23 protein-coding genes are annotated in these 19,656 nt (G+C 72.3%); 9 read left to right on the top strand and 14 right to left on the bottom strand.

Translation table 11 applies throughout. From position 1 onward, the window contains the following. Positions 1-3: 3 nt before the first annotated feature. The 4 genes from ACFCY1_RS28900 to ACFCY1_RS28915 form a co-directional block, all read right to left on the bottom strand. Positions 4-837 (bottom strand): helix-turn-helix domain-containing protein, encoded by an 834-nt coding sequence (locus ACFCY1_RS28900; protein ID WP_375876516.1) that lies wholly within the window; start codon positions 835-837, stop codon positions 4-6. Beyond that, positions 834-1,358 carry a DUF6879 family protein gene (locus tag ACFCY1_RS28905; protein ID WP_049651252.1) on the bottom strand — a complete coding sequence of 175 codons (525 nt, stop codon included), beginning with the start codon at positions 1,356-1,358 and terminating at the stop codon, positions 834-836. Before ACFCY1_RS28905 ends, ACFCY1_RS28900 begins: the two co-directional genes overlap by 4 nt. Further along, complete coding sequence (locus ACFCY1_RS28910) at positions 1,342-1,533, bottom strand: hypothetical protein (RefSeq protein ID WP_049651251.1); 192 nt, start codon at positions 1,531-1,533, stop codon at positions 1,342-1,344. The genes ACFCY1_RS28905 and ACFCY1_RS28910 overlap by 17 nt, the downstream gene beginning before the upstream one ends. A gap of 238 nt (positions 1,534-1,771) precedes the next feature. Beyond that, positions 1,772-2,173: a hypothetical protein gene (locus tag ACFCY1_RS28915; protein ID WP_375876517.1), complete on the bottom strand. Its 402-nt coding sequence runs from the start codon at positions 2,171-2,173 to the stop codon at positions 1,772-1,774. 341 nt (positions 2,174-2,514) lie between these two features. Here ACFCY1_RS28915 and ACFCY1_RS28920 point away from each other — a divergent pair, with 341 nt between their 5' ends. Beyond that, entirely contained in the window at positions 2,515-2,901 is a 387-nt protein-coding gene (locus ACFCY1_RS28920) for a hypothetical protein (protein WP_375876518.1), read from the top strand. Positions 2,902-3,072: 171 nt separating this feature from the next. On the opposite strand, the gene ACFCY1_RS28925 is transcribed toward ACFCY1_RS28920, so the two are convergent. From ACFCY1_RS28925 to ACFCY1_RS28935, 3 genes are all read right to left on the bottom strand, one after another. Then, positions 3,073-3,276 carry a DUF397 domain-containing protein gene (locus ACFCY1_RS28925; protein ID WP_375876519.1) on the bottom strand — a complete coding sequence of 68 codons (204 nt, stop codon included), beginning with the start codon at positions 3,274-3,276 and terminating at the stop codon, positions 3,073-3,075. Between the two features lie 64 nt (positions 3,277-3,340). Beyond that, positions 3,341-3,544: a DUF397 domain-containing protein gene (locus ACFCY1_RS28930; RefSeq protein WP_117488828.1), complete on the bottom strand. Its 204-nt coding sequence runs from the start codon at positions 3,542-3,544 to the stop codon at positions 3,341-3,343. Continuing rightward, a complete protein-coding gene (locus ACFCY1_RS28935; protein ID WP_117488826.1) occupies positions 3,537-4,403 on the bottom strand; it encodes a helix-turn-helix transcriptional regulator in 867 nt (288 codons plus the stop codon). Before ACFCY1_RS28935 ends, ACFCY1_RS28930 begins: the two co-directional genes overlap by 8 nt. 227 nt (positions 4,404-4,630) lie before the next feature. On the opposite strand from ACFCY1_RS28935, the gene ACFCY1_RS28940 reads away from it, so the two are divergent. Together ACFCY1_RS28940 and ACFCY1_RS28945 are read left to right on the top strand one after the other, a co-directional pair. Beyond that, positions 4,631-4,984, top strand: coding sequence for an ATP-binding protein (locus ACFCY1_RS28940; RefSeq protein WP_375876520.1), 354 nt, complete (start codon positions 4,631-4,633; stop codon positions 4,982-4,984). Beyond that, positions 4,981-5,232, top strand: coding sequence for a hypothetical protein (locus tag ACFCY1_RS28945; protein ID WP_049651245.1), 252 nt, complete (start codon positions 4,981-4,983; stop codon positions 5,230-5,232). The genes ACFCY1_RS28940 and ACFCY1_RS28945 overlap by 4 nt, the downstream gene beginning before the upstream one ends. Before the next feature lie 83 nt (positions 5,233-5,315). On the opposite strand, the gene ACFCY1_RS28950 is transcribed toward ACFCY1_RS28945, so the two are convergent. The 5 genes from ACFCY1_RS28950 to hisC form a co-directional block, all read right to left on the bottom strand. Beyond that, positions 5,316-5,969: a DUF5666 domain-containing protein gene (locus ACFCY1_RS28950; RefSeq protein WP_375876521.1), complete on the bottom strand. Its 654-nt coding sequence runs from the start codon at positions 5,967-5,969 to the stop codon at positions 5,316-5,318. Between the two features lie 12 nt (positions 5,970-5,981). After that, the gene (locus tag ACFCY1_RS28955) at positions 5,982-7,193 is read right to left on the bottom strand and encodes an ABC transporter permease (RefSeq protein WP_375876522.1); all 1,212 of its coding nucleotides are present in this window, start codon (positions 7,191-7,193) and stop codon (positions 5,982-5,984) included. Next, positions 7,190-8,044 carry an ABC transporter ATP-binding protein gene (locus tag ACFCY1_RS28960; protein WP_375876548.1) on the bottom strand — a complete coding sequence of 285 codons (855 nt, stop codon included), beginning with the start codon at positions 8,042-8,044 and terminating at the stop codon, positions 7,190-7,192. Before ACFCY1_RS28960 ends, ACFCY1_RS28955 begins: the two co-directional genes overlap by 4 nt. A gap of 9 nt (positions 8,045-8,053) precedes the next feature. Next, positions 8,054-9,445: an efflux RND transporter periplasmic adaptor subunit gene (locus ACFCY1_RS28965; protein ID WP_375876523.1), complete on the bottom strand. Its 1,392-nt coding sequence runs from the start codon at positions 9,443-9,445 to the stop codon at positions 8,054-8,056. A gap of 323 nt (positions 9,446-9,768) precedes the next feature. Continuing rightward, entirely contained in the window at positions 9,769-10,848 is a 1,080-nt protein-coding gene (gene hisC, locus ACFCY1_RS28970) for a histidinol-phosphate transaminase (RefSeq protein ID WP_049651240.1), read from the bottom strand. A 342-nt stretch (positions 10,849-11,190) separates the two neighbouring features. Here hisC and ACFCY1_RS28975 point away from each other — a divergent pair, with 342 nt between their 5' ends. The 5 genes from ACFCY1_RS28975 to ACFCY1_RS28995 all read left to right on the top strand — a co-directional run bounded on the left by ACFCY1_RS28975 (position 11,191) and on the right by ACFCY1_RS28995 (position 17,527). Next, positions 11,191-12,348, top strand: a complete 1,158-nt coding sequence (locus tag ACFCY1_RS28975) for a LacI family DNA-binding transcriptional regulator (RefSeq protein ID WP_074001983.1) — start codon at positions 11,191-11,193, stop codon at positions 12,346-12,348. Positions 12,349-12,769: 421 nt separating this feature from the next. Beyond that, a complete protein-coding gene (locus tag ACFCY1_RS28980; RefSeq protein WP_082345671.1) occupies positions 12,770-13,882 on the top strand; it encodes a metallophosphoesterase in 1,113 nt (370 codons plus the stop codon). 272 nt (positions 13,883-14,154) lie between these two features. Continuing rightward, a complete protein-coding gene (locus ACFCY1_RS28985; protein ID WP_375876524.1) occupies positions 14,155-15,354 on the top strand; it encodes a hypothetical protein in 1,200 nt (399 codons plus the stop codon). 138 nt (positions 15,355-15,492) lie between these two features. After that, positions 15,493-16,968: an alpha/beta hydrolase family protein gene (locus ACFCY1_RS28990; RefSeq protein ID WP_375876525.1), complete on the top strand. Its 1,476-nt coding sequence runs from the start codon at positions 15,493-15,495 to the stop codon at positions 16,966-16,968. 430 nt (positions 16,969-17,398) lie between these two features. After that, complete coding sequence (locus tag ACFCY1_RS28995; RefSeq protein WP_274538678.1) at positions 17,399-17,527, top strand: hypothetical protein; 129 nt, start codon at positions 17,399-17,401, stop codon at positions 17,525-17,527. A 21-nt stretch (positions 17,528-17,548) separates the two neighbouring features. Here the strand turns inward: ACFCY1_RS28995 and ACFCY1_RS29000 are convergent, their stop codons facing one another. Next, positions 17,549-18,472, bottom strand: a complete 924-nt coding sequence (locus ACFCY1_RS29000; protein WP_375876526.1) for a LysR family transcriptional regulator — start codon at positions 18,470-18,472, stop codon at positions 17,549-17,551. 134 nt (positions 18,473-18,606) lie between these two features. On the opposite strand from ACFCY1_RS29000, the gene ACFCY1_RS29005 reads away from it, so the two are divergent. After that, positions 18,607-18,993: a VOC family protein gene (locus tag ACFCY1_RS29005; RefSeq protein WP_375876527.1), complete on the top strand. Its 387-nt coding sequence runs from the start codon at positions 18,607-18,609 to the stop codon at positions 18,991-18,993. Between the two features lie 91 nt (positions 18,994-19,084). Here the strand turns inward: ACFCY1_RS29005 and ACFCY1_RS29010 are convergent, their stop codons facing one another. Continuing rightward, the gene (locus ACFCY1_RS29010; protein WP_375876528.1) at positions 19,085-19,522 is read right to left on the bottom strand and encodes an SRPBCC domain-containing protein; all 438 of its coding nucleotides are present in this window, start codon (positions 19,520-19,522) and stop codon (positions 19,085-19,087) included. Positions 19,523-19,656: the final 134 nt, after the last annotated feature.

Raw genomic sequence — 19,656 nt, forward strand, 5'->3', positions numbered from 1 at the left:
CACTCACCCCTGGCTTTTCCCCTCACTCAAATACTCGTCTCGAATGGTTTCGATCATTCGGCGCATCTCGTCACCGACCATGGCCGCAGCCGCGAATCCATCGAACTTGCGGACGTACAAATCGACATCCCGCGGATCGGTGACCGTCACCTCGGCGTGCACGGTCTCGACCGTCACCATGCGGTCGTCCCGGATGACGAAGGAGTGCGCCGGCACATCGGTCTGCGCTGCGGCCAGCGGAACGATCCGGACGTCGACATGGGAGAGTCGAGAAGCGGAGAGGATGCGGTCCAACTGCCCGGCCATCATCGCGGGCGGCACCAGACGCCAACGGAGGACCGGCTCGGTGATGACGAACCGCATGGTCTTCATGGCGTCGTAGAGGGACTGTTGTCTGACAAGCCTCGCAGCGACCGCCCGCGCGAGCTGGTCCTCGCCGAGTTCCTTCCTCCCGAAGACCGCACGCACGTATTCCGGGGTCTGTAGGAGTCCGGGAACGAGAGAAGGCTGGAACACACGGAGAAGCCTCGTGGAGTCGTCCAGTGCCTTGATCTGCTCCTGCTTGCGGTGGTACCCGAGGCGCCGTACCAGACGCCAGGCGGTCGCCTCCGTGGCCTGTGCCCGCGCGGCAGCCATGTACTCGGACTTGACCTCGTCGGACACGCCTATGGCGGTGAGGATGCGGTCCACATCCACGACAGTGGGCGGCACCTTGCCGGTCTCGATCTTGCTCAGCTTGCTCGGAGACATGACGGCGCTGCGGGCCACGGCCTTGGCCTCCTTGTCGGAGGCCTGCCGCAGTTCCCGCAGCGCCGGTCCAAGCCGCGTTCTGTTCACCCGCTGTGCTCGGCCCACCATTCGGAGAACGGGACCGCTTGCGCCATCACGGTGTCCCGGTACACCTTGAACTCATCGACCCGGCCGCCTGTGCGGAAGTCGACACCGAGGTACTTGCCGTCGTCGTAGCTCATCGAGGCGGCAGTCTCGTCGTCGAAGAGCCAGAAATCCGGGGCTTCCGGGACGGGGTTCTGCCGGTCGGTGATGTCGAGGATGAAGAACTCCTCACCCACCGTCATGTTGCGGTGGTATCCCCACGCGAGTTCGAAGCGGAGGTAGTCCGTGAGCGGCCGCGAAAGGATGTGCACCCGGTACAGGCGCTTGCCTGCCTGGGTGGCCCGGGCCACTGTCTTGACCCACCCGGCGTTCTTGTAGTCGTCCGGCTGTTCCTCGCCGGCGAGGAAGGCCCGGTAGGCGTCGACTCCGCCGGACCGGCTGTAGTCGTCGAGCGTTTCGAGTCGGAACGCCTCGCGCTCGAACGCCGAGAACCAATCCCCGAGAGTCCTAGATGAGGTTGTCACGGACGGCCTTTCGAATGAGTTCGACGGGAACCTCGACCAGCATCTCGTGTGCCGGGATCTGGAGACCGTGTCCGGTCACGAGCTCGCCCTGGACGGCGAGGGTGCCCCGATCCGTCAGGTACAACGTCGGGCACTCGCCTTCGTCGCAGGAACCTACAAGCCGTGTCAGCTTCACCGTTACCTCCTTGCTCGTCGGGTCTCCGAACGATGCTCTCGGGGTTTCGCCGGCCGGGGCAAGGCGCTTGTGTTGCCGGTACTGGAAACTGGACCGCTCTCGAACATGTGCCGCAAAGCATGGGCGAGTTGTCGGCCGGCGGCTCCTTGCGGGGAGCGAGGAGCCGCCGGGTAGGGCTACCGGCGCAGGAAGTCGGAACGGCCGACTTCCTGCGCCGAGTCGGGGTGGGGGTGGGGGTTCAGTCGGCGGTGGGGAAGGCGGCGCGCAGGGCGGGGGTGCGGGTGAGGACGGCGACGGCGAGGAGGGCGAGGGCGGAGAGGCCCTGGAGGACGGCGTACCAGGGCGGGCAGAGGCCGGGGATGAGGTCCACGGCGATGATGGCGATCGGCATCACGGTGGAGAGGGTGCGGACGCGGTCGAAGGCCTTGGCGGAGCCGTCGGCGGCGCGGGTGGCCAGCCGGTGGAGGTACGGGGCGACGGCGAGGAAGATGACGCCGCGGATCCACATGAACGGGGTCGTCGGGTGGCCGATGGACGCCATCACGGCGACCGTGCCGAGGACGATGGCGCCGGCTAGGCCGAAGAGCGTGATGCACTTCTTCACCGTGGTGAAGGTGGACTGGTGGGCCGTGGGCGCCATGGTTCTTTCCCCTCCGTGTCGTTGTGGGAACGACGCTACGGAGCGGACGCGCGGCCGAGTATGGGTCCAGCCCCACAAGGGGGTGGGTCCAGCCCCACTCCCAGCGAACCGTTCCGGAGGGAGAGCCGCCTCTACGGCGGGAGGGGCCGCCGGGGCGGAGGCGGTGCGCAGGAAGTCGGGCCGGCCGACTTCCTGTGCCGGGTCTTATCGGGTTCTTGCCGGGAACCGGCAGGGGACCGGGCGGGATCTTGCGGGGTCCGGGCGGCGCGGGGCGGGGCTGATCTTAATAGTGTGATCGTCAGTGGACGTGAGCGAACGTCCGTGATGTGGGGGGTGGGGGCATGACTCCACTGGGCTTGAGCGTGGCCACCTGGTGGTGGATCGTCGCGCTGACGACGGTGCTGTTCTGGGCGATGGCGATACCGCCGCAGGTGACCCGGCAGTACCGGATCATGGTGGCCCTGGCGCCGCTGGTCGGAGCGCTCTTCCTGGTCGGGCGCTCCCACATGAACGGGACGACCTCGGCCGGCGCGCTGTCGATGTACTCGCTGGCGATGCTGTCGCTGACGCTGGGAACGGCCGGGCACCTCGGGAGGATGGCGCGCCTGCAACTGGCTGCCGACGAGGCGGGCGACAGGGACGAAGTGCCGCTCACCTGGGGCTTCATGGTGCAGTTCTTCCTGTGCGTGACTGCGGGCTTCGTGGTGTATTTCGTGATCCAGCCGTAGGCACGGGAGAGAGACGGACCGCACCCGGGCCTGGATCGGGGGTCATCCGGTCCGGGACGCCGAACTGGTCGACGGCGGAGCGGAGTTCGCGGTGGCAGGGTCGGGCCCCGACCACTTCTGAAGCACGCCGGCGGCCCCTTGCGGAGGAGCAAGGGGCCGCCGGACAGTTCGCTAGGCGGTGATGGTCACCAGGTGGTCGAACTCGCCCGCCTGAGTGCCCTGGAGGAACGCGGCGAAGTTGCGGGCGGTGGTGCGGACGATGACGTCGCCCTCGTCGGACTCCCGGAGTTCGATCACACCAGCATCGGCTCGCACCTCAACACAGTCTGCGTTCGAGCCCGAGAAACTGGACTTCTGCCACAAGAGGCTACTCATGGTTGCCACGACCTATCCGCGGTGGTTGCTGGTGAACAAGGGGCCACGCCGCCGGAAGAGTTCGCTAGGCGCCGACGGTTACCAGGTGGTCGAACTCGCCCGCCTTCGCGCCCTGGAGGAAGGCCGCGAACTTGGGGGCGATGGTGCGGACGATGACCTCGCCCTCGTCGGACTCGCGGAGTTCGATCACACCACCAGCGGTACGAACCTCAACGCATTCGGAGTTGGCAGCCGAGTAGCTGGACTTCTGCCAAGTGGAGTCAGACATATTTACTTTCCATATCCTTCTTGATGGATCGGATGAACTCCCGAGACTCCTCCTGCGAGAGAGCCGCCGAATCGAGCCGGTCGAGCCGGGACCGGAACTGGGCGATGTGGGCCGGCGCATCGAAGAGCACACTGTCGAGGCCTGAGTCCATCTGCACGGTGTCAAGCTCAGGGATCCGGCCTTCAACGTACGTGAAGTTTTCCTGGTTGACCGGAAGAGTATCCACATCGAACAGGACGACTCGGAGTGAGATGGTCGACCGTTCGGAGTCCTCGATGAGGCCGCCAAGCTGCTCGGCTTGGACCTTGGGGCCGCTGAACTGCATACGCAGCGCCGCCTCATGGATGAAGGCCGAGTACGGAATCTCACCGGAGCGGACCACGTTCTGCCGATGCATACGGAAGGCGGCCCTCAGGTCAACCTCATGCTGGGGAAGAGGCGGGAACCCTCGGGCGAAGACCGCAGAAGCGTAATCAGTGGTTTGGAGTAGCCCGGGAATGAAGGCCATGGTGTAGGTGGAGAGCGCGTAAGCACGACTCTCCATCTCGGCCATCTCAAGGAATTCCTGCGAGAGACGACCCCGGTACTCCTCCCACCAACCTCCCTTGTCGCGGTCCGTGATGATGTCCGCGAGCGCGTCGATCAGGGGCTCGTTGACGCACATGCACAACGCCGCGATCGTGCGCAGGCGTTCGACGCTGATGCCGGTCTTGCCGCTCTCCATCTGCGTCACGTGGGCGGGGTTGATGCCCAGTGCGCGGGCGAGCTGGCTGCCGCCGAGGCCGGCCTGTTCCCGCATCCTGCGAAGTTCGGCACCCAACCGCAACTGGCGAAGCGTCGGGTTCGATCGAAGGGCCATGGGACCAGTCTGCCAGCCCCGTTCGGGGGAACTTCTCGTTGATCGCCACAAATCTGTGGCGCCTCACGCTATCGTCACCCTCAGAACGATCCGATGGATCGTCAGACACGCCTTGGTTCAAGGCAGTAGGCGCCTGCTGCCCTCCGGCCGAAGAGCGGCCACGCCCTGGTCCGGCTCGCGGCTCTCCCCCTCCACACCCATACCTCTCGGAGGTTCCCGTGTGCACCTTGAACACCCCCTCCCTCACCCTCACCCGGCAGGCCCTGCGGAGCGCCCTGACCCGCGCCTCCTGGGACACCGAGACCATCTTCAACGCCGAACTCGCCCTCGGCGAACTCATCGTCAACGCGTGGCGGCACGCCGGTACCGCCTCGCCCGTCGTCTACTTCTCCCTCGACGTCGACACCCTCCGGGTCTGCGTCGCGGACGAGAGCGCCCTGCTCCCCCACGAGAAGCCCCTCTCCCTGCTCGCCGAGTCCGGTCGGGGCCTCCAGCTCGTCGCCGGGCTCACCCACCGCTGGGGCGTCGACCCCCAGGAGCGTGGCAAGACGGTCTGGTACGAGCTGGACTCCGCCGCGTGACCCGCGAACCGATCGCCCCCGACGACCCCCGGATGCGGAACTTCGCCGCCCCGCACATCACCGGCCTGCTCGGGGAGTTGCACCGTCGGGGCCTCCCGTACGGGCTGCTCTGGGGCTCGGCCTCGGCGGGCGAGACGATCCTCGACGGGCGTCTCCTGGTCGACTTCGGCAACGCGCCCGTGAGCACCCTCGTCAACCTCCTCCACCTGCTGCGGGACCTGGACCGGGAGGCGGCGTGGGAGCGGTGAGCCTCCTCGTACCGCGCTGAACACATGCGAAGGCCCTCGCCCACCGAAGGGGCGAGGGCCTCGCGGCGTCCGTCGGCTCCGGGTCAGCCGCCGGACGGGTTCCTGGGGGCGCCGCCACCGGCACCGCCGCCGAAGCCACCACCACCACCGAATCCACCGGCGGCGCCTTCGACCAGCTGGCTGGCGGTGTAGCCACCGTTGGCGTCGGGGGTGCCGACGACCGTCACGCTCTGGCCGGGCTGCAGGTCCCCGACCTTGCCCTCCTTGTTGAGCTGGACCTTCGTCGCGTCGCCGGTGGTGACCTTGATGGTGTTGCCGTTGGTGTCGGTCAGGTAGACGGTGTTGCCGTCGACGGCCTTGACCGTGCCCCGGGCGAAGCCGGCCTGCCCGCCCTGCCCCTGCCCGCCCTGCCCAGCGCCCTGCCCGACGCCCTGGCCCCCACGGCGGGAGCCGCCCTGCCCCTGCCCGTAGCCACCTCCCTGAGCAGCAGCGGCAGCCGGCCGGGCGGAGGACTTCCCGCCGCCCGTCGGCCCGTTGTTCTGCTGGTACCAGACCCCGCCCGCGAACGCCCCGGTGGCGATCACGCCGCCCGCCAGCACCAGGCTGAGCCAGGGCAGCTTCCGCCTCGGCGGCGCGGCCAGTTCGGCGCTCACGTCCCGCGCGTCCGGCGGGGTGGCGAGGAGGGCGACCTGCTCGGCCGGGGTCGCGGCCTCGACCGTGGCGATCTCTTTGCTCATGACAGTGGAGTCCTACTCGTGCCGGAGGGCGTCGATCGGCCGCAGCGAGGCGGCCCGGTTGGCGGGGTAGCTGCCGAAGAACAGCCCGATGGCGACGGCGATGGCGAAGGCGCCGAGCACCGATTCGGGGATCACCACCGGCGTGATGCCGACGATGCTGAAGTGCGAGCCGGCGATCCCGGCGGCCACGCCCAACCCCGCGCCGATCACCGACAGCAGCGTCGACTCGGTGAGGAACTGCCCGAGGATCACCGCGCGCGGGGCGCCGAGCGCCTTGCGGATGCCGATCTCCCTGGTCCGCTCGGTGACCGTCACCAGCATGATGTTGGTGATCCCGATCCCGCCGACCAGCAGCGAGATCGCGGCCACCGCGCCGAGCAGCACGGTGAAGGTCTTCGTCGTGCTCTCCCTCGCGGTGAGCAGGGAGGCCTGGCTGGTGATCCGGAAGTCCGCCTTGGCGGGGTCAGCGATCGCGTGCGTGCCGAGCAGGACGCGGGTGATCTCGGACTGGGCGGCCGTGGTGCTGTCCGCGTTCGCGGCCTGGACCAGGATCTGGTTGACGGAGCCGAAGCCGGTGAAGGCGTTCTGCACCGTCGGCAGCGGGGCGATGACCACGTCGTCCGGGTCGGTGAAGCCGCTGCCGCCCTTGGCCTGGAGCACGCCGACCACGGTGAACGGCGTGCCGCCGAGGACGACGGACTTGCCGACCGGGTTCTCGGTGTCGAACAGCTGCTTGGCCGTCGTCGCGCCGAGCACCGCGACCTTGCGCGAGTCGAGCACGTCGTCGTCGGTGAAGTACTCGCCGTGCGCGACCTTCTGGTTGGCGGTCTCGAAGTACGACGGGTAGGTGCCGACGATCGAGCCGGGGCTGTACGAGATGTTCCCGTACAGCGCGGTGCCGCTGGTGGTGACCACCGGGGCGACCGACCTGATCGCCCCCGCGTCGGTGTCGCTCGCCAGCGCCTTGGCGTCGGCGACCGTCAGCTTCTTCACCGAGGAGGTGGCCCGGGAGCCGCCGTTGGCCGAACCGGAGCTGACCGTCAGGGAGTTGGTGCCGAGCGAGGTGATCGAGTCCTTCACCGCCACCGACGAGCCGTTGCCGACCGCCAGCAGCAGGATCACCGAGGCCACGCCGATCAGCACGCCGAGCATGGTGAGCGCCGAGCGCACCTTGTTGGCGGCCAGGCCGCCGACCGCGAAGCGGAGCGTCTGCCAGAGGATCACGCCGGCACCTCCGCGCCCGCCACGCCGGCCACGCCCGCCGGGCCCGCCGCGAGCTCCGCGTAGGCCGCGTCCAGGAAGGGCGGCGGCCCCTCCACGGGCGCCTGCCGCAGATCGCTCACGATCTGCCCGTCGACCAGTCGCAGCACCCGCTTGGCGTGCCGGGCGACCTCGTCCTCGTGGGTGATCAGCACGACCGTGCGGCCGGTGGCGTTGAGCCCGTCGATCAGGGCCAGCACCTCCTCCGTCGAGCGGCTGTCGAGGTTGCCGGTCGGCTCGTCGGCGAGCAGCATCGCGGGCGCCGTCACCAGCGCCCGCGCCACCGCGACGCGCTGCTGCTGGCCGCCGGAGAGCTCGTTGGGCTTGTGGCCGGCCCGCTCGGCGAGCCCGACCAGCGACAGCGCGGCCATCGCCCGGCGGCGCCGCTCGGCGGTCCGGACGCCCGCGTAGGCCAGCGGCAGCTCGACCTGGGCGAGGGCGGTGGTGCGGGGCACCAGGTTGAAGGACTGGAAGACGAAGCCGATCTTGCGGTTGCGCACCAGTGCGAGCTGCTGCTCGTCCAGGTGGCCGACGTCGGTGCCGTCGAGGAGGTAGCGGCCGGCGGTCGGGACGTCCAGGCAGCCGAGGATGTTCATCAGGGTGGACTTGCCGGAGCCGGAGCTGCCCATCACGGCGACGAAGTCGCCCTGTTCGATGTCCAGGCTGACGCCCCGCGGCGCGCCGGTCTCCGGGTCGGAGGGGCCGCGCAGCGCGTGCACGGTGGCGTCGCCGTGCCCGTACGCCTTGGTGAGCCCGCGGATGCGGATCACCGGGACGGGGTGCGCGGGGACGCGCTTGTCGATGACGTGACGCATGCTCACGAATCAGCCCTTGCCGCCGCGACCGGCCCCGGCACCGGCGCCGCCACCACCGCCGGCACCGCCACCTCCGCCGGGGAAGACCCCGCCGCCGGCCCCGCCCCGGTTGCCGCCGAGGCCCGGGAAGGAGGCGTTCGGAAAGCCGTTCCCGCCGCTGGTGGTGGGGAGTTCGACCTTGTCGCCCTCCTTCAGCCCGGAGACCACCTGCACCGTGCTGTCGCCCTCGACCCCGACCCCGACGGTGACCCGCTCGGAGGCGCCGTCCGGCTGCACCAGGGTCGCGGTGCGCGAGGTGCCGGTGCCGGACAGCGCGGAGGTGGGCAGCGAGAGCGCGTTGTCGGCCTCGCCGGTGATCACCTGGACGGTGGCGCTGAGGCCGGTGCGCAGCGTGCTGGTGTCGCCGGTGATCTGCAGCGTGGCCGCGTACTGGACGGCGGCGGAGCCGGCCGCGCCGCCGGAGCCGCTGCCGGTGGGTAGCGAACTGACCGACAGGACCGTCGCGTTGAGCTTGGTGTCGGACTGCGCGTTCAGGGTGACGGTGGCCGCCTCGCCCTTCTTCAGCTTGAGCGAGTCGAGCTCGGAGAAGTTCGCGGTGACCTGCATCCCGGTCGGGTTGGTGAGCACGATGAAGCCGCTCGGGGCGGCCGCCGAACCCGTGCCGGTCCCGGTGGACTTGCCGGAGGAGGACGAGGCGGAGGCGCCGGAGCCGGTGGCCCCGACGGTGTCGCCGACCTTGCCGGAGACCGAGGCGACCGTGCCGTCCACCGAGGCGGTCAGGGTGGTGCCGGTCAGCGCCGCCTGGGCGTTGGCCAGGTTGGTCTGCGCGGTGGCGACCTGCTGCTGGGCCTGGGCCACGGCCGCGTCGTCGACCTTGGTGGTGGTGACGGTGGTGGTCTGCGGGGCGGGCGTACTGCTCCCGCCCGCCCCGCGTCCACCGCTGCCGGCCCCGCCGCCGGGGGTGGCGGCGGAGGTGGCGCCCGGCAGCTGCTCGGTGGTCGTGGTGGTGACCCCGGCCTGGGCCTTGGTGAGGTTGGCCTGGGCCGTGGTGAGCGCGGCCTGGGCCGCGTCCACCTGCTGCTGGGCCGCCGTGGTGTCGACGGTGGCGAGCACCTGGCCCTTCTGCACGGCGTCCCCGACCGCGACCTTGACCGCGGTGAGCTTGCCACCGGTGGTGAAGTCCTGGGCGGCGTCGGTCGGTGAGACCAGGGTGCCGGTTCCGGACACGGTGGCCAGGACGGTGCCCTTGGACACCGTGGCGGTACGGGCCGCGGGCTTCGCGGAAGCCGGGCCCGAGCTGCCGCTGACCGTGGCGTACACCAGGGCGGCGCCGCCCAGCAGGGCCACGCCGAGCGCGGAGTTGACGAGGACGGCGCCTCGCCGCCGTGGGAGCACCTTCATGGCGGACAGCTTCCCGGCGGGCTCTTGCGTCGTGCTGGGCGGCGGCTGGGAGAAGCCTGACCGGCCGGATCCGGGCATTGCGGACAGAACATCCGTCCCGTGCGGGCGCCTTGGCCGTCCCGTGGGCGGCCGTTGGGCGAACTCCCAGCGGGCTCCCAGCGATCTCCAGCCATCCGGGAGGGCGTTCTGAGGACGTTCTCACGGAGGCGCGGGGAGCTGCCGGGAGCTCCGGGGAGGCGCGCGGCGCCACGCGGCACCCGCGCGGGAACGCCGCAGGGGCGCGCCGGAGGACCGACGCGCCCCTGCGGGCCCCAAGGGAAGAGTCAGAGCGACTTGCGGAAGGCCTCCGCCACCGCCAGGAAGATCGAGTTGCCCTCGGCCTCGCCGATCGACACCCGCACGCCCTCCGGGAACGGCCGCACGATCACGCCGGCCTCGGCGCACGCGGCGGCGAACTCCTGCGAGCGGTCGCCGAGCCAGAGCCAGACGAAGTTGGCCTGCGAGTCCGGGATCTCCCAGCCCTGGGCGCGCAGCCCGGCCACCACCCGGGTGCGCTCCTCGACCAGCGCCTCCACCCGCTCCAGCAGCGCCTCCTCGGCGCGCAGCGAGGCGACGGCCGCGTCCTGGGCGAGCCGGCTCACGCCGAACGGGGTGGCGACCTTGCGCAGCGCGGCCGCCACCGGCTCGTGCGCGATCGCGAAGCCGACCCGCAGGCCCGCCAGGCCGTACGCCTTGGAGAAGGTGCGCAGCACGCAGACGTTCGGGCGGTCCCGGTAGAGGTCGATGCCGTTGGGCACCTCGGGGTCGCGGATGAACTCGATGTAGGCCTCGTCGACCACGACCAGGACGTCGGCCGGGACGGCGTCCAGGAAGCGCTCCAGCTCGGCGCGGTGGATCACGTTGCCGGTGGGGTTGTTGGGGTTGCAGACGAAGACCAGCCGGGTGTTCGGGGTGATCGCGGCGAGCATCGCGTCCAGGTCGTGGTCGCCGTTCGCCTTGAGCGGCACCGGGACGGGGGTGGCCCCGGCGACGGTGGCGACGATCGGGTACGCCTCGAAGGAGCGCCAGGCGAAGATCACCTCGTCGCCCGGGCCGGCCGTGACGAGCACCAGCGACTGGGCGATGCCGACCGAGCCGGTGCCGGTGGCGATGTGCTCGGCGGGCACCCCGAAGCGCTCGGCCAGCACCGAGGTCAGCTCGGTGACGCCCATGTCGGGGTAGCGGTTGAACGAGCCGGCCGCCTTGACCGCCGTCTCCAGCACGCCGGGCAGCGGCTCGTAGGGGTTCTCGTTCGAGGACAGCTTGTAGGCGTCGGCGCCGGCCGGCTTGCCGGGCTTGTACGTGGGGATGCCGTCGAGGGTCGGCCGCAGCCGCGGGCCCTGCGCTGACGTACCACTGCTCACGGTCGTACTCCGTTTCCAGTTGCGGAACTCTCCGGTGCGCTCGCCCGCCACGGACGGGGTCGCCGCCGTGCCCGGGACCTCGTGACGCGTCCGGACCACCCCGGTCGGGTGCCTTGCACGATACCGACCGCCCTCACCCGTAGGAGTGAGATGCCCGGTCGGGTTACAGGCGCAGATCAGCCATTCTGCCCGGTTCCTTTGGCACATGTCAGAGGTAAGAGGCCTGGTTTCAGGCGGGTATCGAAGGGGCGCACCCCGGCTCACTCGTGGAGAAACGTATCTTTGCGGGCTCCCGATGCGCCGGTCACAGACCCTTGTCAGGAGCCATACGATCGGTCCGCCATGACAGCAGCAGCCAACCAGAGCGGTCGGCGTCCCACCACCTCACGGCGTCTGGAGCGGGCCGGCATCCGGGATGTGGCAGCAGCCGCCGGAGTGTCGATCACCACTGTCTCCGATGCGCTGAACGGGAAGGGCCGCCTGCCCGACGAGACCCGCAGCCGGGTGCGCGAGGTCGCCGAGCGCCTCGGCTACCGCCCCTCCGCGGCCGCCCGCACCCTGCGCACCGGACGGTCCGGCCTGATCGGCCTGACCGTCACGACCTACGGTGAAGAGCCGTTCACCTTCACCGAGTTCGCGTACTTCGCCGAGATGGCCCGGGCCGCCACCAGCGCCGCCCTCGGCCGCGGCTACGCGCTGGTGGTGCTGCCCGCCTCCTCCCGCCACGACGTCTGGGGCAACATCGCCCTCGACGGCACCGTGGTCATCGACCCGCCCGACCAGGACCCCCTGGTGAGCGAGCTGTACCGGTCCGGCGTCCCGGTGGTCAGCGACGGCAAGCCCGGCAACTGCCCGGTCACCGCCTGGGTCGACAACGACCACGAGGCCGCCGTGCTCGGCATCCTCGACCACCTCTCCGAGGCCGGCGCCCGCCGCATCGGCCTGCTCACCGGCACCAGCACCGACACCTACACCCGGCTCTCCACCGAGGCCTACCTCGGCTGGTGCGCCAAGGTCGGCCAGGAACCGGTGTACGAGACCTACCCGGCGCACGACCCGGCCGCCGGCGCCGTCGCCGCCGACCGGCTGCTCGCCCGGCCCGACCGGCCGGACGCCGTCTACGGGCTGTTCGACCCCAACGGCACCGACCTGCTGGCCGCCGCCCGCCGGTACGGCCTGCGGGTGCCGGACGACCTGCTGCTGGTCTGCTGCAGCGAGAGCGACGTCTACGCGACCACCGAACCGCCGATCACCACGCTCTCGCTCAAGCCGCGCAAGATCGGCACCACCGTGGTCAACCTGCTCATCGACGCGATCGAGGGCGTGGACTCCGGGACGGGCGTCGACATCGCCCGGCTCTTCCCGCCGCGGTTCCGCACCGCCGGCACCGGGCCGCCGCCGGGCACCCTGATGCCGACCGAACTGATCGTCCGCGCGTCCTCCCAGCGCCGGAGTCCGCGCACCACCGTCAGCCCGCCCCGGTCGCCGGGCGAGGTTTAGACCACCGCGCCGCGGCGGCCCCGGGACCGGGCCGCCGCGCCCGGGCAGAGCTGACGAGACCGTACCGAGCCGGGACAAAACGGACCTTGTGGGGCCGCCCGGCTGACGCTCCGGAGGATTGGATACCCACCAGGTGACGACGCCGGGAGAGTGGTCTTCCTATGATGGGCGAATGACACCCGAGGACCGCTTCCCCGGGCCTGAGCACCCCCACTCAGGCCCCCGCCACCAGCCGGACCTCGACGTGCTGCCGTACGGCACCTATTACGAACCCGATCCCTCCACCGGCTACCCCGCGGCCCCGTACGACGGGGAGACCCACGACGGGGAGACCTACAGCGGCTACGGCGGAGCCCGCTACCTGGAGCAGCACTGGCCCGCCGACGGCCAGGGCCACACCGTGCACGCCCAGGGGATCGGCATGGACCACAGCCCGGCCTTCGCGCAGCAGGGACAGGGCGGCTACGAGAACGGACCGGGGTACGAAGGGGGCCAGGAGCAGGGCGGGTACGACGGTCAGGAGCAGAACGGGTACGAGGGCGGCCAGGAGCGGAGCGGGTACGAGGGCCAGGACCAGGGCGGCTACGAGCCCACCCTGCCCGACCAGCCCTCCCCGGCGCTCCAGCTCGCCGGCCGCGACGACCCGCCGACCATCGAGCTCGGCCCGCCGCTGCCCGACCCCGCCGCGCCGACCTACCCGTACCCGGCCCCCGGCCCCGGCGAGCCCCCCGGCCCGGTCTACGTCGTCGGCGACGTCCACGGCTACCTGGAGGAGCTGCGCGCCGAGCTGCGCCACCAGGGCCTGATCGACGCCGACGGCCACTGGTCCGCCGGCCGCGCCCGGATCTGGTTCCTCGGCGACTTCACCGACCGCGGCCCCGACGGCATCGGCGTCATCGACCTGGTCATGCAGCTGGCCGCCGAGGCCGCCGCGGCCGGCGGCTACTGCCGCGCCCTGATGGGCAACCACGAGCTGCTCTTCCTCGGCGCCGCCAAGTACGGCGACGAGCCCGTCCAGTCCACCGCCGGCACCGCCTCCTTCCTCGCCGCCTGGCGGCTCAACGGCGGCCAGCAGAACGACCTGGACCGCCTGGAGGCGCACCACATCAGCTGGCTCTCCCGGCTCCCCGCCATGGCGGTGGAGGACGGCCACCTGCTGCTGCACTCCGACACCACCGCGTACCTGGAGTACGGCGAGTCCATCCCCGACGTCAACGACGCGGTGCACAGCCTGCTCGCCGACGGCAGCGTGGACGAGTGGTGGGACTGCTTCCGCCGCTTCACCAAGCGGTTCGCCTTCCGCGGCGAAGCCGGGCCGCTGGCCGTCCACGAGCTGCTGGACACCTACGGCGGCAGCCGGATCGTGCACGGGCACAGCCCGATCCCGTACCTCACCGGCGCGGTGCACAACGACGACGGCCAGCCGCCGCACATCCCCGGGCCGTACGTGTACGCGGACGACCTCGCGGTGGCGATGGACGGCGGCGTCACCATGGAGGGACGGCTGCTGGTCGCCCGGCTGCCCATCGGCTGACCGCCCGGCCGCCTGTCACCCGACCGCCCGGCCGTACGCCAACTGACGCCAGGCATAGAACAGTTGTTCCCGGCGCCCGAACCGTCGCACACGCGCGTCCGGGGGCGCGAAATTCCGGAAACCGACTGTCAGCCCGGGCGTGCCCGCCCCTACCATGAGGCACACCACACCCGGCCGCCCGTCCGGCGGCCCGCCTCCGCGCCCGTTTCGGCGTCCTGAGGGCCGTACGCCCCCGGGGCCGAGCGAACGGGGTCCGCACGAACGGGGTCCCCATGACCAACCCCCCGCCCCTGCTCGCCGAGGACCGCCCGGAGTACGAGCGCCTCCTCACGGAAGCCCTGCGCGACCGCACCGTCCTCACCGCCCTGCGCGCACCCGGCGCGCTCGCCACCGCCGAACTGCGCCTCCGCGCCCTGCGCGACGCCGACCGCGTCAACGCCGCGGCCGCCACCGAGTACGCCCACTACACCCGGCTGCGCGAGGCCCTGCACAGCACGCCCCCGCCACCGCCCGGCGGCGAACCCGCCAACCCCGGGCTGCTCACCCAGCTGCGCACCGGCGGCGGCGGAGGCGGACCGTTCCCCGTCCTCACCGTGCTCACCCCGATCCTGGCCTGGGCCGCCGCCCTGTTCCTGCTGCTGATCGGCTACCTGCTGCGCGCCGCCGAGCCGGGCCTCGCCCTCGCCGGCTCCCTGGTCACGGCCGGCTGGGTGGCGCTCGCCGCCGGGGTCGCCGCGATGGCCATCGGCATCATCGGGCTGCTGCTCACCGCCCTGCGCGACGGCGCCGCCGCCGCCCCGGCCGGCACCGACCCGGAGCTCGCCGCCGAACTCGGCGACGCCCACGGCGAATGGCGCACCGCGCTGCGCGAGCGCGGACTCCTCCCGTACCTGCTCGACGCGCTGCCGCCGGTGCCGGACCCGGCGACCCGCCCCGGCGTCAGCCGCCCCGACGGCACCGGTCCCGACTTCAGCAGCCCGGACTTCACCGGCCCCGGCTACAGCTCACCCTCGTTCACCAGCCCCGGCGCCGAAGGACTGACCGACCGCGAGGGCCGCGTCCCCCGGCCAGCCGGCTTCACCCCACCCGACTTCACCGGACCCGGGTACACCCCACCCGACTTCACCGGACCCGACGCCGAAGAACTCACCGACCGCGAAGGCCGCGTCCCCCGGCCGGCCGGCTTCACCCCACCCAACTTCACCGGACCCGGGTACACCCCACCCGACTTCACCAGCCCCGGCGCCGAAGGACTGACCGACCGCGAAGGCCGCGTCCCCCGGCCGGCCGGCTTCACCCCACCCGACTTCACCGGACCCGGGTACACCCCACCCGACTTCACCAGCCCCGGCGCCGAAGGACTGACCGACCGCGAAGGCCGCGTCCCCCGCCCGGCCGGCTTCACCCCACCCGACTTCACCGGCCCCGGGTACACCCCACCCGACTTCACCGGACCCGACGAGGTCCGCTGAACCCTCCGCTCCCCGGCCGGCGCCCCCGGACCGGGGGACATCCCCACCCCCGGTCCGGGGGCGGCCACCATCGTCCCGGGCCCCGCTGCCCGCCAGGCTGGAACCCACGAGTGGAGCACGACCCGGGGGAGACCAGCGATGCGCACCGGACCCGTCCGACCGGCCCGAACCGGACCGGCCCTGCTGCTGGTCACCGCCCTGCTGGCGGCCCTGCTGGGGCTGCTCCCCGGCGTCGGAGCCGAAGCAGCCGCAGCCGAGGCGGCGGGCGACGCGCCCGCGGCGGGCGATCCGGCCCCCAACCCGGTCGACTTCACCGGCGCCGGCGGCACCGTCCTGCACGGCCTGGTGCTGGCCGCGCCCGGCGCGAAGGCCGGCACCCCCGGCCCCGGACTGGTCATGCTCCCCGGGGCCGGCCCGGGCCCGCTCGCCGAGCTGCGCGCCGCCGCCGAGTCGTACGCGCGGCACGGCGTCACCGTCCTCGTCTTCGACAAGCGCACCGACGGCTACTCGACGACCCACCGGGACTACGGGCAGCTGGCCGACGACGCCCTGGCCGCCGTCCGGCTGCTGCGCGCCCGGCCGGAGGTCGCCCCGGACCGGGTCGGCCTGTGGGGCCTGTCCGAGGGCGCCTGGGTGGCCTCGCTCGCCGCCACCCGCACCACGGAGGCGGCGTACCTGGTCACCGTCGGGGCGGTCGGCCTCACCCCGGCCCGCCAGCAGGCCTGGGCGTACCGGGGCTACCTGCGCCACGCCGGCGTCTCCGGCTCGCTGGTCACCGCCCTCTCGGACACCTCCGTCCGCCTGCTCTCGGCGGCCGGGCTCTTCCCGGAGGCCGACTACGACCCGGTGCCGGTGTGGGAGCGGGTCCGGCAGCCCGTCCTGGCCGAGTGGGGCACGCTCGACCGCGAGGCCGCCCCCGAGGAGAGCGCGACGATCATCCGCCGGGCCCTCGACCGCGGCGGCAACACCCACTACACGCTGCGGACCGTCCCCGACGTCCGGCACAACCTGCACCTGACCCGGGACGACGGCTACGACCGGCCCGACCTGCTCCCCGCCGACTACGCCGGGACCGAGTCCGCCTGGATCCAGCGGCTCGCCACCGGCCTCCCCGCCGCCTCCGCCGACCCGGCCCCGCACCAGGACACCCGCAGCCTCGCGCTCGACCCGCTCCCCTGGTACGAGTCCACCTGGTTCGAGGTCGTCGCCACCCTGCTCTGCCTGACCGGCTTCGCGGGCTACGCGCTGAGCGGCGCCGTCCGCCGCCTGCGCCGCCGGCCGCGCCCGGCCGCCCTGCCCCGGGCCGCCCGCTGGGCCGCCCTCGCCGGAACGGCCGCCCTCCTGGGCGCCCTCGGCTACCTGCTCTTCCTGGTGCTCACCGCCGCGATGTTCCCCGGCCCGGTCCTGTTCGGCCGCCCGGTGGTCTGGCTGGCCGTCCAGCTGCTCGCGCTGTTCGCCCTCGGGGCGGCCGCCGTCGCCGCGGCCGGTGCCCGGCGGGAGCGGGCCGCCCTGGCCGCCGCCTCCCTGGCCGACCGGGCCCGACTGGGCGCCCTGCTGCTGGCCGGGCTGGTGTTCCTGCCCTGGGCCCTGTCCTGGGGACTGCTGCTGCCCTGACCCCCCGCCAGCGGGGCAACGGCCCGCTCCCTCGCCCGGGGGAGCGGGTTCGGCCCGGATGAGGACGCCCCGGCCGGCCCGCTCCGGGAGGGTCGGAACCGGTGGCGGACGGACCGCGTCCGCCCGGGTCGGGAGGCGGAACCATGGGCGCACGGACGATCGCGGCACGACTGCACGGCGCCCCCGCACCGGGCGTGCCCCGCTGGGCGGTCCGCACCGGGTACGCGATCACCCTGGCCGTCCTGCCCTCCTGCCTCTGGCGGATCGGCGGCTTCATCGTCGGCCTGCCGCTGCTCGACCACGGCCCGACACCACCGGAGCGGGACCCCGCCCCGTTCGACGGAGGCTGGGCGTACATCCTCGCGCTCAGCGTGGTCAGCGAGGCGCTGGCCCTCCTCTGCTTCGGCCTGGTCGCCCGCTGGGGCGAGGTGTGGGCGGGGTCGTCACCCACGGCTGGCAGACCGTCGTGTTCTGGATCGGCTACCTGCCGCCGGCCGCCTGGGGGCCGCTCCTCGCCGTGCTCACCGTGCACTACTACCGTCGGCGCAGGGCGAGTTGAACCGCTTCGGGGCGGGCGCGGTCAGTCCGTCGCCGGCGCGCGGAGCGGCGCGCCCCCGGGCCGCTCCGCGACGACGTCCGTCGCCGCCCGGACGAAGGCGCGGACCCGGGCGGTGGTGTTGCTCTCCAGCCAGACCGGGCCGCGCTCGATCGGGGGCGCGTCGTGGATCGGCACGTACGCGACGTCCGGGCGCGGGTAGTAGCGGCGGGAGTGCTCGCCGACCGGGAGGACGCCGCGGCCCATCGCGACCAGGCTGAGCAGCTCGGAGAAGGTGCCGCCGGACGGGCCCTTGGGCACCGGACGGCCGGACGGGGTGCGGTCGGGGGTGCGGTCACGCTTGAAGCCCGCCGAGGTGACGGCCGGGTACTGCACCACCGGGTGGTCGGCGAGCACCTCGACCGACACCGACCGCTCCGCGGCCAACGGGTGCCCGGCCGCCACCGCGAGGACCCGCCGCTCGGTCAGCAGCACCGGCCCGCGGGCCATGCCGTCGAACGGGTAGGAGGCGATCAGGACGTCGACCGAGCCGTCCTCCAGGCTCGATCGGGAGTTGGACAGCTGCACCTCGCGCACGTCCACCCGGCAGTCCGGGTACCGCTCGCCGAACAGCGCGGCCGCCTTGAGCAGCACGGGCGCCGTCCACTCCCCGAGGAACGCCACCCGGAGCTCCCCGGTGACGCCCCGGGCGGCGTCCTCCGCCCGGCGCAGCGCCGCCTCCGTCGCCGCCGCCACCGGCACCAGGTCCTCGGCCAACTGCCGCCCCAGCACGGTGAGTCGGACCGACCGGCTGGTGCGGTCGAACAGCTGCGCACCGATCCGGCGCTCCAGTTTCCGCACCACCTGGCTGACCCGCCCCGTGGTCAGGTGCAGCCGCTCGGCGGTCCGCCCGAAGTGCAGCTCCTCGGCGAGCGCGAGGACGACCTCGATCTCCAGCCGCTCCAGCATCCCGGCCCCGCCCGCCCCTCGATCGTTGAATGCGGCTCAACGATCGTACGACGATCACGCGTTGATCAGGCCTCCGGCCAGGAGGATCGTGGAACCCGTCCCCAGCAGTCGTACCCGAGCGGAGCCGATCACCCATGCGCGTCGTAGCCTTCGACCACCTGGTCCTCAACGTCGCCGACGTCGAGCGTTCGCTGGCCTTCTACTCCGGCCTGCTCGGCCTGGCCCCCGTCCGGGTCGACGAGTGGCGGGACGGCCGGGCGCCGTTCCCGTCCGTCCGGGTCGGCGCCGAGACCATCATCGACCTGGTCCACGGCCCCCGGCACGAGTCCAACGTCGACCACTTCTGCCTCACCGTCGAGCCCCTCGACTGGCAGGAGGTCATCGACGCCGGCACCTTCACCGTCCTCGAAGGCCCCGTCCCCCGCTACGGCGCCCGCGGCACCGCGACCTCCGTCTACGTCCAGGACCCGGACGGCAACACCGTCGAACTCCGCTGGTACCCCCAGGACGCCGACCGCTGAGCGGCGCCGACCGCCGAAGGGCGCCGACCGCCGAGCGGCGCCGCCCCCGGCCCGTGCACCGGGCCGGGACGGCACGCGGCCGGCCGCCGGGTCAGCTCCGGCCGGCGAGGTGCTCGACCAGCCGGTCGAAGCTGGAGTTCAGCCCCGCCTCGGCCTCCGGGCCGCGGTACATCTCCGGCACCCCGGTCTGGTGCAGCACCACCCGGGTGCGGCCCTCGTCGAGCCCGGTGAAGGTGAGGGTGGACCGCATGCCCGAGCCCTCCTCCACCATCGCGAAGAGCTCGCCCGCCCGGATCTCGGTGATCTCCGCCTTCAGCGGGTACCGGTCGCCAGTCTCGTCGACCACCATGGTGCTGTCGTAGCGCCCGCCCTCCTTCGCCTCGATGGTCACGGTGTCCAGCGGCACGTGGGTGCCGACCGGACCCCAGAAGCGGACGAACTGCTCCGGCTCGAAGTACGCCTCGAACGCGGCGGCGGGGGTGCCCGGCAGCTCGCGGGTGATGGTCAGCTCGCCCAGGTTCTCGGTCATCTCGGAATCTCCTCCGTGGTCACGTCTGTCGCTTGCACAGGGGTAGACCGGGACCGCCCCGAGAACTCATCGCTCCCCGCGAAAGTTTTTCCGACGAGTTCTCCGGAGCTCTTCCGACGAGCTCTCCTGAGCCT

Source organism: Kitasatospora sp. NPDC056273, from assembly GCF_042268845.1.
Taxonomy (GTDB): domain Bacteria; phylum Actinomycetota; class Actinomycetes; order Streptomycetales; family Streptomycetaceae; genus Kitasatospora.